16 protein-coding genes and 1 pseudogene are annotated in these 14,860 nt (G+C 70.7%); 10 read left to right on the top strand and 7 right to left on the bottom strand.

Features of this window, described 5'->3' with window-relative positions:
* Positions 1 to 11: 11 nt before the first annotated feature.
* The 4 genes from BST11_RS00800 to fadD8 are packed head-to-tail and all read right to left on the bottom strand — an operon-like array spanning position 12 to position 3,948.
* Entirely contained in the window at positions 12 to 896 is an 885-nt protein-coding gene (locus BST11_RS00800) for an SDR family oxidoreductase (protein WP_083136125.1), read from the bottom strand.
* Between the two features lie 53 nt (positions 897 to 949).
* Positions 950 to 1,852, bottom strand: a complete 903-nt coding sequence (locus tag BST11_RS00795) for a 1,4-dihydroxy-2-naphthoyl-CoA synthase (RefSeq protein WP_083136124.1) — start codon at positions 1,850 to 1,852, stop codon at positions 950 to 952.
* Between the two features lie 13 nt (positions 1,853 to 1,865).
* Positions 1,866 to 2,321 (bottom strand): nitroreductase family deazaflavin-dependent oxidoreductase, encoded by a 456-nt coding sequence (locus tag BST11_RS00790; protein WP_083136123.1) that lies wholly within the window; start codon positions 2,319 to 2,321, stop codon positions 1,866 to 1,868.
* Between the two features lie 25 nt (positions 2,322 to 2,346).
* Positions 2,347 to 3,948: a fatty-acid--CoA ligase FadD8 gene (fadD8, locus tag BST11_RS00785; RefSeq protein ID WP_083136122.1), complete on the bottom strand. Its 1,602-nt coding sequence runs from the start codon at positions 3,946 to 3,948 to the stop codon at positions 2,347 to 2,349.
* 66 nt (positions 3,949 to 4,014) lie between these two features.
* Here fadD8 and BST11_RS28325 point away from each other — a divergent pair.
* The 7 genes and pseudogenes from BST11_RS28325 to BST11_RS00755 all read left to right on the top strand — a co-directional run.
* A pseudogene (locus BST11_RS28325) lies at positions 4,015 to 4,122 on the top strand (hypothetical protein); the annotation flags it as partial.
* A gap of 59 nt (positions 4,123 to 4,181) precedes the next feature.
* A complete protein-coding gene (locus BST11_RS00780; protein WP_083136121.1) occupies positions 4,182 to 5,153 on the top strand; it encodes an o-succinylbenzoate synthase in 972 nt (323 codons plus the stop codon).
* On the top strand, positions 5,150 to 5,938 hold the full coding sequence (locus BST11_RS00775) for an alpha/beta fold hydrolase (RefSeq protein ID WP_083136225.1): 789 nt from the start codon (positions 5,150 to 5,152) through the stop codon (positions 5,936 to 5,938). The genes BST11_RS00780 and BST11_RS00775 overlap by 4 nt, the downstream gene beginning before the upstream one ends.
* Before the next feature lie 101 nt (positions 5,939 to 6,039).
* Positions 6,040 to 7,689 (top strand): 2-succinyl-5-enolpyruvyl-6-hydroxy-3-cyclohexene-1-carboxylic-acid synthase, encoded by a 1,650-nt coding sequence (gene menD, locus BST11_RS00770; protein ID WP_083136120.1) that lies wholly within the window; start codon positions 6,040 to 6,042, stop codon positions 7,687 to 7,689.
* Complete coding sequence (locus BST11_RS00765) at positions 7,686 to 8,207, top strand: DUF3592 domain-containing protein (protein ID WP_083136119.1); 522 nt, start codon at positions 7,686 to 7,688, stop codon at positions 8,205 to 8,207. Before menD ends, BST11_RS00765 begins: the two co-directional genes overlap by 4 nt.
* Positions 8,208 to 8,245: 38 nt before the next feature.
* A complete protein-coding gene (locus BST11_RS00760; protein ID WP_083136118.1) occupies positions 8,246 to 9,373 on the top strand; it encodes a glycosyltransferase family 4 protein in 1,128 nt (375 codons plus the stop codon).
* Positions 9,374 to 9,394: 21 nt separating this feature from the next.
* Complete coding sequence (locus BST11_RS00755) at positions 9,395 to 10,084, top strand: demethylmenaquinone methyltransferase (RefSeq protein WP_083136117.1); 690 nt, start codon at positions 9,395 to 9,397, stop codon at positions 10,082 to 10,084.
* A gap of 85 nt (positions 10,085 to 10,169) precedes the next feature.
* Here BST11_RS00755 and BST11_RS00750 read toward each other — a convergent pair whose 3' ends face one another.
* The 3 genes from BST11_RS00750 to menJ form a co-directional block, all read right to left on the bottom strand.
* Positions 10,170 to 10,505 carry a DUF732 domain-containing protein gene (locus BST11_RS00750; RefSeq protein WP_083136116.1) on the bottom strand — a complete coding sequence of 112 codons (336 nt, stop codon included), beginning with the start codon at positions 10,503 to 10,505 and terminating at the stop codon, positions 10,170 to 10,172.
* A 17-nt stretch (positions 10,506 to 10,522) separates the two neighbouring features.
* A complete protein-coding gene (locus BST11_RS00745; RefSeq protein ID WP_083136115.1) occupies positions 10,523 to 11,206 on the bottom strand; it encodes a class I SAM-dependent methyltransferase in 684 nt (227 codons plus the stop codon).
* Positions 11,207 to 11,350: 144 nt separating this feature from the next.
* The gene (gene menJ, locus BST11_RS00740) at positions 11,351 to 12,571 is read right to left on the bottom strand and encodes a menaquinone reductase (RefSeq protein ID WP_083136114.1); all 1,221 of its coding nucleotides are present in this window, start codon (positions 12,569 to 12,571) and stop codon (positions 11,351 to 11,353) included.
* A gap of 21 nt (positions 12,572 to 12,592) precedes the next feature.
* On the opposite strand from menJ, the gene grcC1 reads away from it, so the two are divergent.
* The 3 genes from grcC1 to BST11_RS00725 all read left to right on the top strand — a co-directional run bounded on the left by grcC1 (position 12,593) and on the right by BST11_RS00725 (position 14,855).
* Positions 12,593 to 13,600, top strand: a complete 1,008-nt coding sequence (gene grcC1 / locus BST11_RS00735) for a nonaprenyl/(2E,6E)-farnesyl/geranylgeranyl diphosphat synthase (RefSeq protein ID WP_083136113.1) — start codon at positions 12,593 to 12,595, stop codon at positions 13,598 to 13,600.
* A 93-nt stretch (positions 13,601 to 13,693) separates the two neighbouring features.
* Positions 13,694 to 14,548 carry a zinc metalloprotease HtpX gene (htpX, locus tag BST11_RS00730; protein ID WP_083136112.1) on the top strand — a complete coding sequence of 285 codons (855 nt, stop codon included), beginning with the start codon at positions 13,694 to 13,696 and terminating at the stop codon, positions 14,546 to 14,548.
* 46 nt (positions 14,549 to 14,594) lie between these two features.
* Positions 14,595 to 14,855: a helix-turn-helix domain-containing protein gene (locus tag BST11_RS00725; RefSeq protein WP_083136111.1), complete on the top strand. Its 261-nt coding sequence runs from the start codon at positions 14,595 to 14,597 to the stop codon at positions 14,853 to 14,855.
* Positions 14,856 to 14,860 lie beyond the last annotated feature (5 nt).

Genomic DNA, 14,860 nt, shown 5'->3' with positions numbered 1-14,860 from the left:
CTATCACGTCTCTAGCGCGCCGGCTGGATGCTCTGGCGCTGCATGAGCGTGTTGACCCAGCGTGGGCCGAACGTGTCCAGCGCCTTGGCCGCGATCGCCATCCGCGGTGCGATCCGCACCGGTCGGGTGCGGGCCGCGGTGAGCATCCACTCGGCGGCCTCTTCCGACGTCAGCGCGGGCACCCCCTCGTAGGCCTTCGTCGGCGCGATCATCGGCGTGGCCACCAGCGGGTAATACAGCGTCGTCGAGTGCACACCATTGCGGCCCCACTCGGTTTCGACGACCCGGCTGACCGTCGACAGCGCGGCCTTCGACGCGTTGTAGACGGAAAACAGCGGCGAGGCCTCCGACAGCACGCCCCACGTGGAGACGTTGATGATGTGGCCGTCGCCGCGCTCGAGCATCCCGGGTGCGAGCCCGCGGATCAGCCGCAGCGGCGCGTAGTAGTTGAGCACCATGGTCCGCTCGACGTCGTGCCAGCGTTCCAGCGACTCGGCCAGCGGCCGGCGGATGGACCGGCCCGCGTTGTTGACCAGGATGTCGACGCCGCCGAGCCGCTTGTCGACGTCGGCGACCAGCGCGTCGACGGCGTCGAGGTCCGAGATGTCGCAGGGGATCGCGATGGCGGCGCCGCCGGCCTTGGTGACGCGGTCCACCAGCGCCTCGAGCAGGTCGCCGCGGCGGGCGACGACGACCACCGTCGCGCCCTCGCGGGCCAGCCGTTCGGCGCCGGCCTCGCCGATGCCCGACGACGCCCCGGTCAGCAGGATCCGCTTGCCGTCGAGGTTGACCGGCTTGATCGCGGGCCGGTTGACCAGGATCTGCGGCGAGATGGGGGGTCGCATGGTCGCCAGGACGAGCTGGTCGGTGAACCTGCGCAGCGGACTCTTGCTCACAGGGGGCGAGTGTAGGCGGGCCGGCGGGGAGACCGGGGTCACGCTCGCGTGGCCTAGAAGTAGCGCGGGAACGGGCTCCAGTCAGGGTCGCGCTTTTCCAGGAACGCGTCGCGGCCCTCGACGGCCTCGTCGGTCATGTACGCCAGCCGGGTGGCCTCGCCGGCGAACAGCTGCTGGCCCACCAGCCCATCGTCGAGCAGGTTGAACGCGAACTTCAGCATCCGTTGCGCCTGAGGCGATTTGGCGTTGATCGCGGCCGCCCACGCTACGCCGACGCGTTCCAGGTCGGCGTGGTCGACGACCTCGTTGACCGCGCCCATGCGGTGCATCTGCTCGGCGGTGTAGGCGCGGCCCAGGAAGAAGATCTCGCGGGCGAACTTCTGGCCCACCTGGCGGGCCAGGTACGCGCTGCCGTAGCCGCCGTCGAAGCTGCCGACGTCGGCGTCGGTCTGCTTGAAGCGCGCGTGCTCGCGGCTGGCCAGCGTGAGGTCGCAGACCACGTGCAGGCTGTGGCCGCCGCCGGCGGCCCACCCGTTGACCAGGCAGATGACCACCTTGGGCATGAAGCGGATCAGCCGCTGCACCTCGAGGATGTGCAGCCGGCCCGCGCGGGCGGCGTCGATCGTGTCCGCGGTCTCCCCGCTGGCGTACTGATAGCCCGAGCGCCCGCGGATCCGCTGGTCACCGCCGGAGCAGAACGCCCAGCCGCCGTCCTTCGGCGAGGGGCCGTTGCCGGTGAGCAGCACCACGCCCACGTCGGGCGACATCCGGGCGTGGTCGAGCGCCCGGTAGAGCTCGTCGACGGTGTGCGGCCGGAAGGCATTGCGCACCTCGGGCCGGTTGAAGGCCACCCGCACCGTGGCGTCGGCGACGTGGCGGTGGTAGGTGATGTCGGTCAGGTCGTCGAACCCGTCGACGGGCCGCCATGCCTGCGCATCAAAGGGGTTGTCGCTCACGGCCTTTGGGCTCCTATGCCGGGTCCAGCCGGAAGACCGGACACACACCGGCCAGCGCCTCGAACTCCTCGGGGCGTCCCTCCTTGACCAACCCGGAGCGTTTCATGAAGCCGACGCCGGTGGGCACCTCGGTGGGAAAGGCCCGCAGGAACGGCCGCGCCGCTTCGGCGGACAGTTCCACCATCCGTACTCGCTCGGAGTGCCGGCCGCGGGCCAGCGTCACGGAGTCGGCGGCGCGGACGTTACGGATCCAATCCGCGCCCGGAAACCCGCCCACCACATACCGTTTGCCGTCCACCGTCATCGGCGTCACCGGCGTCGAGCGCTCACGTCCGGACTTGCGTCCCCGGACCGTCAGCACGACGGGGCTTTCACCGCCGAAGCTGAGGCCAAGCCGCGACATCCGGATGAAAACCTTGTTCGCCGGCTTCAGCCACCAGGGCGGCTTGACGTATTTGCCACTGGCCATGCGCCTCACCCTAGCCGCCGAGGGCCTAGCCGACGGCCCGGCCGGCGCCCTCCCAGAACCGCGCCCGGACGGTCTTCTTGTCCGGCTTGCCCAGCCCGGTCAACGGCAGCGAGTCGACGATCACCACCCGCTTGGGCGACTGCACCGACCCCTTGCGTTCCTTGACCGCGGCCTGGATCTCGGCGGTCATCGCCTCGATCGCGGCGTCGTCGCGGGGCGCGTCGGCGCGCAGCACCACCACGGCGGTGACGGCCTCGCCCCATTTGTCGTCCGGCGCCCCGACCACGCACACCTGCGCGACGGCCGGGTGCTCGGCGACCACGTCCTCGACCTCGCGGGGGAACACGTTGAAGCCGCCGGTGACGATCATGTCCTTGACCCGGTCGACGATGTAGTAGAAGCCGTCGTCGTCCTCGCGGGCCATGTCGCCGGTGTGCAGCCAGCCGTCCTTGAACGTTTCGGCCGTGGCCTCGGGGAGGTTCCAGTAGCCCCCCGCCAGCAGCGGCCCGCCGACGCAGATCTCGCCCGGCTCGCCCTGCGGCACCGGCTGCCCGTCCTCGCCGAGCAGGGCCACGCGCGCGAACAGCGTCGGGCGCCCGCACGAGGTCAGCCGCTTCTCGTCGTGGTCGCCCTTGGCCAGGTAGGTGATGGCCATCGGCGCCTCGGACTGCCCGTAGTTCTGCGCGAAGATCTTGCCGAACCGGCTGATCGCCTCGGCCAGGCGCACCGGGTTGATCGCCGACGCCCCGTAATAGACGGTCTCCAGCGACGACAGGTCCCGGGTGCGCGAGTCCGGATGGTCCATCAGCGCGTACAGCATCGAGGGCACCACGAACGTGGCCGTGATCCGCTTCTCCTCAATGGTTTTCAGGACCTCGGCGGGATCGAACTTGGGCAGCACGTACATCTGGCCGCCCTTGACCAGGGTCGGCAGGAAATACGCCGCCCCGGCGTGGGACAGCGGCGTGATCATCAAGAACCGCGGCTCCTCCGGCCACTCCCACTCCGCGAGTTGGATCATCGTCATCGTCGAAATCGACTGCGCGGTGCCCATGACGCCCTTGGGCTTGCCGGTGGTACCGCCGGTGTAGGTCAGGCCGATGACCTGATCGGGCGGCAGGTCCTTGGCGGTCAGCGGCTGCGGCTCGTACTTGTCCGCCTCGGCCGACAAATCCACGGCCACACCGTTGAGCGCTTGCGGCACCGGGCCGATGGTCAGGATCTGCTTGAGCGAGGGCACCTTTTCCAGCAACGCCAGCGCGCGCTCGACGAACATCGGGTTGGGGTCGATGATCAGCGAGCTGATGCCGGCGTCGGAGAGCACGTAGGCGTGGTCGTCCAGCGAGCCGAGTGGATGCAGCGCGGTGCGCCGGTAGCCCTGGGTCTGTCCGGCGCCGATGATCATCAGCACCTCGGGGCGATTCAGCGACAGCAGGCCCACGGCCACGCCGGTGCCGGCGCCCAGCGCCTCGAACGCCTGGATGTACTGGCTGATCTTGTCGGCCATCTGGCCGCCGGTCAGCGTGGTGTCGCCGAGGAAGAGCACCGGCTTGTTCCTGTGGCGCTTGAGCGCGCCCACCAACATGTGGCCGTTATGGGTCGGGTTGCGCAGCTGCTGGTCACTCATGTGGGCAAGACTAGAACGTGTTGCAATTCGGGTCGGTCGCGCCCTCGGCCACTAGCATCCGTGCCTATGGCCGCCGCCGATCTCGTCGTCGCCGGAACCGTGCTGACCGTCCGCGACGCGCGGCCCACCGCCGAGGCGCTCGCCGCGGCCGCCGGCCGGATCGTCGACATCGGGCCGGTGACCGTGCGCGACGCCCGTGCGACGTTTTTCGCGGGCCGCCGGGTGTACCCGCGGTGAGGCCGTCGCTCGAGGACCTGGTGGGCCGCCTGCACGTGGTGGCGCTGCCGATGCGGGTGCGCTTTCGCGGCATCACCACCCGCGAGCTCGCGTTGATCGAGGGCCCGGCGGGCTGGGGCGAGTTCGGCGCGTTCGTCGAATACGGCCCGCAGGAGGCCGCGCACTGGCTGGCCTCGGCCATCGAGGGCGCATACCGGCCGCCGCCGCCGGTGCGCCGCGACCGCGTGCCGATCAACGCGACCGTGCCGGCCGTCCCCGCCGCCGAGGTCGCCGAGGTGCTGTCGCGATTTCCGGGGGCCGGCACGGCCAAGGTGAAGGTCGCCGAGCCCGGCCAGACGCTGGCCGAGGACGTCGAGCGGGTCAACGCGGTGCGCGAGCTGGTCGAAACCGTGCGCGTGGACGCCAACGGCGGCTGGAGCGTCGAGCAGGCGGAGCGGGCGGCGGCCGCGCTGACCGCCGACGGCCCGCTGGAATACCTCGAGCAGCCCTGCGCGACCGTGCCCGAGCTCGCCGCGCTGCGCGCACGGGTCGACGTGCCGATCGCCGCCGACGAAAGCATCCGCAAGGCCGACGACCCGCTCGCCGTGGTCCGCGACCGGGCCGCCGACGTCGCGGTGCTGAAAGTCGCTCCGCTGGGCGGGGTTTCGGCCCTGCTCGCCATCGCCGCCCGGATCGACATCCCCGTCGTGGTCTCGAGTGCGCTGGACTCGGCGGTCGGCATCGCCGCCGGTCTCACCGCCGCGGCGGCCCTGCCGCAACTGCCCCACGCCTGCGGCCTGGGCACCGGTGGGCTGTTCACCGAAGACGTCGCCGACGCCGCCGTCCCCGTCGACGGCTACCTGCCGGTGGGCCGGGTGACACCCGACCCCGCGCGGTTGCGGGCGCTGGCCGCGCCGCCGGGGCGGCGGCAGTGGTGGATCGACCGGGTCAAGGCCTGCTATCCGCTACTTGTACCGTCGTGCGGGTGATCAACCTGGCTTACGACGACCGCGGGTCCGGCGAGCCCGTCGTTTTCATCGCCGGCCGCGGCGGCGCGGGCCGCACCTGGCACCCCCATCAGGTGCCGGCTTTCCTGGCCGCCGGGTACCGGGCCATCACCTTCGACAACCGCGGGATCGGCGCCACGGAAAACGCCGAGGGGTTCACGACGCAGACCATGGTCGCCGACACCGCCGCGCTGATCGAGTCGCTGGGTGCCGCCCCCGCGCGGCTCGTCGGGGTGTCCATGGGTGCCTACATCGCGCAGGAACTCATGGTGGCCCGGCCCGAACTGGTCTCCTCCGCGGTGCTGATGGCCACCCGCGGCCGCCTGGACCGCGCCCGCAAGTTCTTCTACGACGCCGAGGTTGAGCTTTACTCCTCCGGGATCCAGCTGCCGTCCATCGTGGACGCGAGAAACCGTGTGCTGGAAAGCTTCTCCCGCAAGACGATCAACGACGACGCGGCGGTCGCGGACTGGATCGCGATGTTTTGCACGTGGCCGGTCAAGCAGACCCCGGGCCTGCGCTGCCAGCTGGACGTTTCCCCGCAGACCAACCGGCTGCCGGCCTACCGCAGCATCGCCGCGCCGGTGCTGGTGATGGGCTTCGCCGACGACGTGGTAACGCCGCCCTACCTGGGACGCGAGGTCGCCGACGCCATGCCCAACGGCCGCTACCTGCAGATACCCGACGCCGGCCACCTCGGGTTTTTGGAGCGCCCGCAGGCCGTCAACTCCGCGGCCCTGCAGTTCTTCGCCGGCGTCAAGGCCTAACCCGGGCCCCGACGTCGACCTGTTTGCGCGAAAATCCCGGCGGTTCGAGCCAACAACTCCACGCTCGGCGTCGGTTTCGCGGGTTATGACACCCTGTAGGAGTGAATCCCTCGACGACCCAGGCCCGCGTCGTCGTCGACGAGCTGGTCCGCGGCGGCGTCCGCGACGTGGTGCTGTGCCCCGGGTCGCGGAACGCGCCGCTGGCGTTCGCTTTGGCCGACGCCGACCGGTCCGGCCGGATCCGCCTGCACGTGCGCATCGACGAGCGCACCGCCGGGTACCTGGCCATCGGCCTGGCCATCGCCGCCGGCGCCCCGGTGTGCGTGGCGATGACGTCGGGCACCGCGGTGGCCAACCTCGGCCCGGCCGTGGTGGAGGCCAACTACGCGCGGGTGCCGCTGATCGTGCTGTCGGCCAACCGGCCCTACGAACTGTTGGGCACCGGCGCCAACCAGACCATGGAGCAGCTGGGCTATTTCGGCACCCAGGTGCGCGCCGCGATCAGCCTGGGCCTGGCCGAGGACGCGCCCGAGCGGATGGCGGAATTCAACGCCACCTGGCGCTCGGCCACCTGCCGGGTGTTGGCCGCCGCCACGGGATCTCGCACCGCCAACGCCGGCCCGGTGCAGTTCGACATCCCGCTGCGCGAGCCGTTGGTGCCGGATTCCGAACCGCACGCGGCCGCGGCCCCGCCCGGGCGGCCCGACGGCAAGCCGTGGACGTACACGCCCGCGGTCACGTTCGATCAACCGCTGGAAATCGACCTGGCTCCCGACACGGTCGTCATCGCCGGGCACGGCGCCGGAGCGCACCCGAACCTGGAGCGGCTGCCCACCGTCGCCGAGCCGACCGCGCCCGCCCCGGCCAACCCGTTGCACCCCCTGGCGCTGCGGCTGCTGCGCCCCAAGCAGGTGATCATGCTCGGCCGCCCGACGCTGCACCGGCCGGTTTCGGCGCTGCTGGCCGACCCGCAGGTGCCCGTGTACGCGCTGACCACCGGGCCCCGCTGGCCCGACGTCTCGGGCAATTCGCAGGCCACGGGCACGCGGGCGGTCACCACCGGGGAGCCGCAGCCGGCATGGCTGCACCGCTGCGCGGAGATGAACCGGCACGCCAACGACGCGGTGCGCACCCAGCTCGGGGCGCACCCGTTGACCACCGGGCTGCACGTCGCCGCGGCCGTGGCCGACGCGTTGCGCCCGGGGGACCAGCTGGTGCTCGGGGCGTCCAACCCGGTCCGCGACGCGGCGCTGGTGGGCCTCGGGTCCGCGAGGCATCGCGGACAGATCACAGTCCGGTCCAACCGCGGGGTCGCCGGCATCGACGGCACCGTGTCGACGGCGATCGGCGCGGCGCTGGCGTTCGAGGGCGCGCACGACGGGCGCACCGTCGCGCTGATCGGCGACCTGACTTTCGTGCACGACAGCTCGGGGCTGCTGATCGGGCCCACCGAGCCGACGCCGCAACGGCTGACGATCGTGGTGTCCAACGACAACGGCGGCGGCATCTTCGAGCTGCTCGAGCAGGGCGATCCCCGGTTCTCCGACGTGTCGTCGCGGATCTTCGGCACCCCGCACGACGTCGACGTCGGCGCGCTGTGCCGCGCCTATCACGTGGAGAGCCGGCAGATCGAGGTCGACGAGCTGAGCGCGGCCCTCGACGAACCCGTCCCCGGCATGCGGGTGCTGGAGGTCAAGGCGGACCGCTCCTCGCTGCGACAGCTGCACGCCGCCATCAAGGCGGCCCTTTGATTTCACCAAAGGTCTTGTTGCACGTACTTATTCACGGTCGAACCGACAAGCCGCCGACGACCCGCGGCCGGATCGTGTTGCGGTGGTTGCGCATCGCTGTGTTGGTCCTGACCGCCCTGGTCACGCTGCAGTCGGTGCTGCTGGTGGCCGGCGCGTGGCGCGACGACCTGGCGATCCAGCGCAACATGGGCGTGGCGCAGGCCGAGGTGCTCAGCGCCGGGCCGCGGCGCTCGACCATCGAGTTCGTCACGCCCGAGCGCGTCACCTACCGACCCGAGCTCGGCGTGCTGTATCCGTCGCAGTTGGCGACCGGCATGCGAATCTACGTCGAATACAACAAGAAGGATCCAAACCTGGTTCGGGTGCAGCACCGAAACGCCGGGCTGGCGATCATTCCGGCGGGGTCCATCGCGGTGGCCGCGTGGCTGGTCGCGGCGGCCGCCCTGGCCGGGCTGGCGCTGCTGGAACGGTCGCTGGACCGCCGGGACCAGCAGATTTCGCGCGGGATACGCCCGTAGGCAACCTGCCCGACAACCGAAGTCGGCATGCTGGCGTCGTGCGCGTTGCCATCGTCGCCGAATCCTTCCTCCCGAACGTCAACGGTGTCAGCAACTCGGTGCTGCGCGTCCTCGAGCATCTGCGCCGAACGGGTCACGAGGCCCTCGTCATCGCCCCCGACAACCCGCGGGGCATGCCCCGGGCGGACCGGATTCACGACGGCATCCGCGTGCACCGCGCGCCGTCGCGGATGTTTCCCAAGGTGACCACGCTGCCGCTGGGGGTGCCGATGCCGCGGATGCTCGGCGTGCTGCGCGGGTTCGATCCGCACGTGGTGCACCTGGCGTCGCCGGCGCTGCTCGGTTACGGCGGGGTGCTGGCGGCGCGCCGCCTGGGCGTGCCGGCGGTCGCGGTCTATCAGACCGACGTGCCCGGTTTCGCGGCGAGCTACGGCATTCCGATGACGGCACGGGCGGCGTGGGCCTGGTTTCGCCACCTGCACGGCCTCGCCGACCGGACCCTGGTGCCATCCACCGCGACCATGGAATCGCTTGCCGCCCAGCGCTTCCCGCGGCTGCACCGGTGGGCGCGCGGGGTGGACGTGCTGCAGTTCGCGCCGTCGGCGCGCAGCGAGGAGCTGCGGCGGCGGTGGTCGCCGTTCGGCAAGCCGATCGTCGGGTTCGTGGGCCGGCTCGCGCCGGAGAAGCACGTCGAGCGGCTGGCCGCGGTGGGCGCCGACGATTCGGTGCAACTGGTCATCGTCGGCGACGGCGTCGCGCGGGCCAAGTTGCAATCCGCCATGCCCTCAGCGGTTTTCACCGGCGCGCTCTACGGCCCGCGGCTCGCCGCGGCCTACGCCAGCATGGACGTCTTCGTGCATCCCGGTGAGCACGAAACGTTTTGCCAAGTCGTGCAGGAGGCGCTGGCGTCGGGCCTGCCGGTCATCGCCCCCGACGCCGGCGGCCCGCGCGACCTGGTCGCCCCGTGCCGCACCGGGCTGCTGCTGGGTGTCGACGAATTCGAGGCGCGGCTGCCCGCCGCCGTCGCGCACCTGCTCGCCGAGCGGCACCGCTACGCGCCGGCCGCCCGGCGCAGCGTGCTGCGCCGCAGCTGGCCGGTCATCTGCGACGAGTTGCTCGGGCACTATGAGGCGGTGCTGGGCGGGCGCGGGGCCGCCGCCGCCTGAGCGGCAGGTAGCGTCGACGCCGTGAGTCGCGCGGCGCTGGACAAGAACCCCCGCGACGTCGCGTCGATGTTCGACGGGGTAGCCCGCCGTTACGACCTGACCAACACGGTGCTGTCGCTGGGCCAGGACCGGTACTGGCGGCGGGCCACCCGCGCGGCGCTGAGGATCGGGGTGGGCCAGAAGGTCCTCGACCTGGCCGCGGGCACGGCGGTGTCGACCGTGGAGCTGTCGAAATCCGGGGCCTGGTGTGTGGCCGCCGACTTTTCCGCCGGCATGCTCGCGGCGGGCGCGGGCCGCAAGGTTCCCAAGGTGGCCGGCGACGCCACCCGGCTGCCGTTCGGCGACGCGGTCTTCGACGCCGTCACCATCAGTTTCGGGTTGCGCAACGTGGTCGACCACCGGGCGGCGCTGCGGGAGATGTTCCGCGTCACCCGCCCGGGCGGCCGGTTGGTGGTGTGCGAATTCTCCACGCCCACCAACGCGCTGTTCGCCACCGCTTACAAGGAATACCTGATGCGGGCGCTGCCGCGGGTGGCGCGCGCGGTGTCTTCCAACCCCGACGCCTACGTCTACCTGGCCGAGTCGATCAGGGCCTGGCCCGACCAGCCCACACTGGCGCACCAAATTTCAGCGGCGGGATGGTCGGCGGTGCGGTGGCGCAACCTGACCGGTGGGATCGTCGCCCTGCACGCGGGCTACAAGCCGCTGTAGCACTCTCGCCCGCGAGACTGCAACTACCGACATATCGGCCGAGAGAGGGTGTCGCTAGTTACAGTCTCGCGGTGCCGCCATTTGCTCAGCGGCCCGCGGCCTGCACGAAGCCGACCTGGTCCGGGCAGTAGTGGTCGACCGCGGCCCCCAGGAATTGGAGCGCCTGACCCTGCGTGGTGCCCAGCGGAAGGTTGTGCTGGATGAAGTTGGCCGACTTGTACGCGTCGCCGTCCACACCCCTGCCGATCCGCTCACAGCTGATCTTGCCCAGCCACGCGAGTTGGTCCTGCGGGCCGTAAACGCCGAAGTGGTTGACGGTCTGCTTGAAGATGTAGTCGTAGTCATCGGCCTGCGCGGGCGCCGCCAATGCGATAGCGGCGCCCGCCATGGCGATGAGCGAAGCCAGCCTCGAAGCCTTCATTAGCCGGACTATACACCTCACGCCAAATGCGCGGTCAGTAACCAGGCGCCGACCGATTTGAGGCCGTTGGGCTCGTCGCGGACGTCCGGAAACAGCATGCCCGGCATGTCCGTGATGCCCTCGGGCAGCTTGGCGTAGATGCGGGCCGGCCTGATGTCGTCGACGACCCAGTACTTGGATACCGCCTCGCGCAGCTCGTCGGCGGTGACGGCGTTGATCGGGCCCTCGGGCACCGAGGCCTTGTCGAAGACCAGCGCGAAGTACGACGCGCCCGGCGCGGCGGCCCGCCGGATCGACTGCTGGTAACCCTCGCGCGCCTCCACCGGGATGGAGTGGAACAGGGTGCTGTCGACGATGGTGCCGAACCGGCCGTCGTAGCCGGTGAACGAACTGATGTCGGCCACCTCGAAGGTCAAATTGGTCAGCCCGCGCCTCTCGGCCTCGCGGCGCGCCAGGTCGATCGCGGTGGGGGACAGGTCCAGGCCGACGGTGGTGTGGCCGCGTTCGGCCAGCGCCAGCGAGATGGCCGCTTCGCCGCAGCCCACGTCGAGGACGTCGCCGTGGAACTTGCCCTGCTCGATCAGCGCGGCGAGCTCGGGCTGCGGGGCGTCGATGCTCCAGGGCGGTCGCGTGCCCTCACCGAATTGGGCGGATTCGCCACGGTAGGCGGTTTCGAATTCGAAATCTAGTGGTTGAGTCATGCGTCATATATATCAACCGTGCTGATATATGTCAATGGGGTTGATACCTCGACATACACGGCGGCGGCGACACGCCGAAAAGCGCAGCCCCGGTTTATGTATCGGCTCGGCGGGGGAACCGGTCCCCGCGGAGGCTTGGCGGGTTCAGCTGAACGGCGTTCGGCGGTCGATCAGCCGGGACAGCCGCCCGCCGCCCCGCCAGGCCCGCGCCACCCAGTCGGCGTCCTCGTCGGTGACCAGGTTGGCCATCACCCGCACGGCGATGGCCATTAGCCGCGTCGAGCGCATCGCGATCGGCCCGGTCGCGGGCAAGAACCGCTGGAAGGTCAGCAACAACGCCAGCCGGCGCGCGACCGAGAACCCGCGCGCGTAATGGTTTTGCAGCAGCGACGGCCACAGCCGAGACAGATCGGCGCAGTCCAGCAGCTCGGCGGCCAGCCGACCAGTCTCCATGCCGTAGTCGATGCCCTCGCCGTTGAGGGGGTTGACGCAGGCCGCGGCGTCGCCGATCAGCATCCAGTTGGGCCCGGCCACCCCGGACACCGCGCCGCCCATCGGCAGCAGCGCCGACGCCACCGCGCGCGGCTCGCCGACGAAGCCCCACTCGTCGCGGCGCAGGTCGGTGTAGTAGGAGATCAGGGGTCGCAGCGCCAGGTCCGCCGGCCGCTTCGACGTCGACAGCGCACCGACGCCGATGTTCACCTCGCCGTTGCCCAGCGGGAAGATCCAGCCGTAGCCGGGCAAAACGGCGCCGTCGGGGGAGCGCAGTTCCAGGTGCGACGTCAGCCAGGGGTCGTCGCCGCGCGGGGTGGTCAGGTAGCCGCGGGCGGCGACGCCGTACACCGTCTCCTGATGCCAGCGCCGCCCCAGCTTGCGGCCCAGCGGTGACCGGGCCCCGTCGGCGACGATCAACCGGCGGCACCCCACCTCGGTCCCGTCGGCCAGCGTCAAAGAGACCACCCGCCGCGACGAGTCATGATGGGCGGCAACGGCTTTGGTGCCCAACAGCATCCGCGCCCCGGAATCCTCGGCGCACTTGCGGATCCGGTCGTCCAGCTCGAGGCGGGCCACGGCGCTGCCGGTCGACGGGAACGACGGCCCGGGCCAGTCGACTTCGACCTCGCCGCCGAACCCGCTCATCCGCAGCCCGCGGTGGCGGATGCGGGTGTCGAGCCAGTCGCCGAGGCCCAGTCGTTCGACCTCGGCGACGGCGCGCGGGGTCAGCCCGTCACCGCACGCCTTGTCGCGGGGGAAACTGGCGAAGTCGACGACGAGCACGTCGGCGCCCGCGCGGGCGGCCCAGGCCGCCGCGGCCGACCCCGCCGGCCCGGCGCCCACGACCACCACGTCGGCTCCGATCCTCATGCCCACCAGTATGTTGGTCGGGTGAGCACTCCGGCGACCGTGGTGGCGGGCATCGACTTCGCGGATGCCGCGTTCGCCGAGACCGTGCGCGACGGCGTCGGGCGGATCGAGCAGCTCATGGACACCGAGCTGCGCAGCGCCGACGCGGTGATGACCGACTCGCTGACCTACCTGTTCAAGGCCGGGGGTAAGCGGTTTCGGCCGCTGTTCACCGTGTTGTCCGCGCAGATCGGGCCCAACCCCGACGCCGCCGAGGTGACCATCGCCGGCGCGGTCATCGAACTGGTGCACCTGGCCACGCTGTACCACGACGACGTGATGGACGAGGCCGAGGTCCGCCGGGGCACGCCGACGGCAAATGTGCGCTGGGGCAACAACGTCGCGATCCTGGCCGGCGACTACCTGTTCGCGACGGCGTCGCGGCTGGTGTCGCGGCTCGGGCCCGAAGCGGTGCGGCTGATCGCCGAGACGTTCGCCCAACTGGTGACCGGGCAGATGCGCGAGGGGCGGGGAGCCGCCGAGGGGACCGATGCCCTCGAGCACTACCTGAAGGTGGTGTACGAGAAGACGGCGTGCCTGATCTCGGCCGCGGGCCGGTTCGGCGCAATGTTCGCGGGCGCCGACGGCGACCAGGTGGAGCGGCTGAGCCGCCTCGGCGGCATCGTGGGCACCGCGTTTCAGATCTCCGACGACATCATCGACATCGACAGCGACTCCCACGAGTCCGGCAAGCTGCCCGGGACCGACGTGCGCGAAGGCGTGCACACCCTGCCGATGGTTTATGCGTTGCGCGAGCCCGCGCCGGAGGCGGCGCGGCTGCGCGAGCTGCTGTCCGGGCCCGTCGAGGACGACGCGCAGGTCGCCGAGGCGCTGACGCTGTTGCGCGCGTCACCCGGCATGGCCAAGGCCAAGCACTTCCTGACGCAGTACGCGGCCCAAGCGCGCCAGGAGCTGGCGCTTTTGCCCGACGGCCCCGGCCGGCGCGCGCTCGAGACGCTCGTCGACTACACGGTGAGCCGCCACGGTTAGCGGTCACGGAACCTCAACCGCCGTCTCGGGCGTTCAATGGTCGACAATGATGAGCGTGAACGCGTCGTGCGGAGTGTTCCTAGGAGGGCACCGATGACCTGGCATCCCCATGCCAACAGGCTGAAGACCTTCGCCCTGTTGGTCGGTATGTCCGTGTTGATCGTGCTGGTGGGCTCGCTGTTCGGCAGGACGGCCATGTGGTTGGCGGTCCTGTTCGCGATCGGCATGAACGCCTACACCTACTTCAACAGCGACAAGCTGGCGCTGCGGGCCATGCACGCGCAGCCGGTCTCGGAGTTGCAGGAGCCGGCCATGTATCGGATCGTGCGCGAGCTGGCCACCGCCGCCCACCAGCCGATGCCGAGGCTGTACATCAGCGACACCAACGCCCCCAACGCGTTCGCCACCGGCCGCAACCCGCGCAACGCCGCGGTGTGCTGCACCACCGGCATCCTGCAGATGCTCAATGAGCGTGAGCTGCGCGCCGTGCTGGGGCATGAGCTTTCGCACGTCTACAACCGCGACATCCTGATCTCCTGCGTCGCCGGTGCGATGGCGTCGGTGATCACCGCGCTGTCCTACATAGCGATGTTCTTCGGCGGCAATGACCGCGACGGCGAGAATCCCTTTGCGCTGCTGCTGGTTTCGTTGCTCGGGCCCATCGCGGCGACCGTGGTCCGGCTCGCGGTGTCCCGGTCGCGGGAATACCAGGCCGACGAGTCGGGCGCCGTGCTGACCGGGGACCCGCTGGCCCTGGCGTCGGCGCTGCGCAAGATCTCCAGCGGGGTCCAGGCGGCCCCGTTGCCGCCGGAGCCGCAGCTGGCCAGCCAGGCGCACCTGATGATCGCCAACCCGTTCCGCGCGGGTGAGAGGATCGGCTCGCTGTTCTCGACGCACCCGCCGATCCAGGACCGTATCCGCCGGCTCGAGGAGATGGCCGGCCGCTAGCGGCGGCGTACCATCGGGTTTAGCCGTACTCCGTTGGCTGACCGTTATGAAGGCGGTGACTGCGATGCCGGAAGCTAACGCACTAGATATTCACGAAGCCGGGCTGGCACTGGATCTGCCGGATTTGATCTTCGAAACACGCGCCGGCGCGGACATGAACCAGGCCCAACTCGCGGAGGCGCTCGGCGTCGCGCAGGACGCCGTCGCGGCGTGGGAGGCGGGGACCGAGGTGCCGCGCGTCGATGTGCTGGCACGCCTGGCGCAGGTGTGCGGCAAGCGGCTTCACATCCGCATCGACGTCGACTGACCGCT

It is taken from the genome of Mycobacterium alsense (genome assembly GCF_002086635.1).
GTDB classification, from domain to species: Bacteria; Actinomycetota; Actinomycetes; order Mycobacteriales; family Mycobacteriaceae; genus Mycobacterium; species Mycobacterium alsense.
This window is presented reverse-complemented; position numbering and strand designations above follow the sequence as displayed.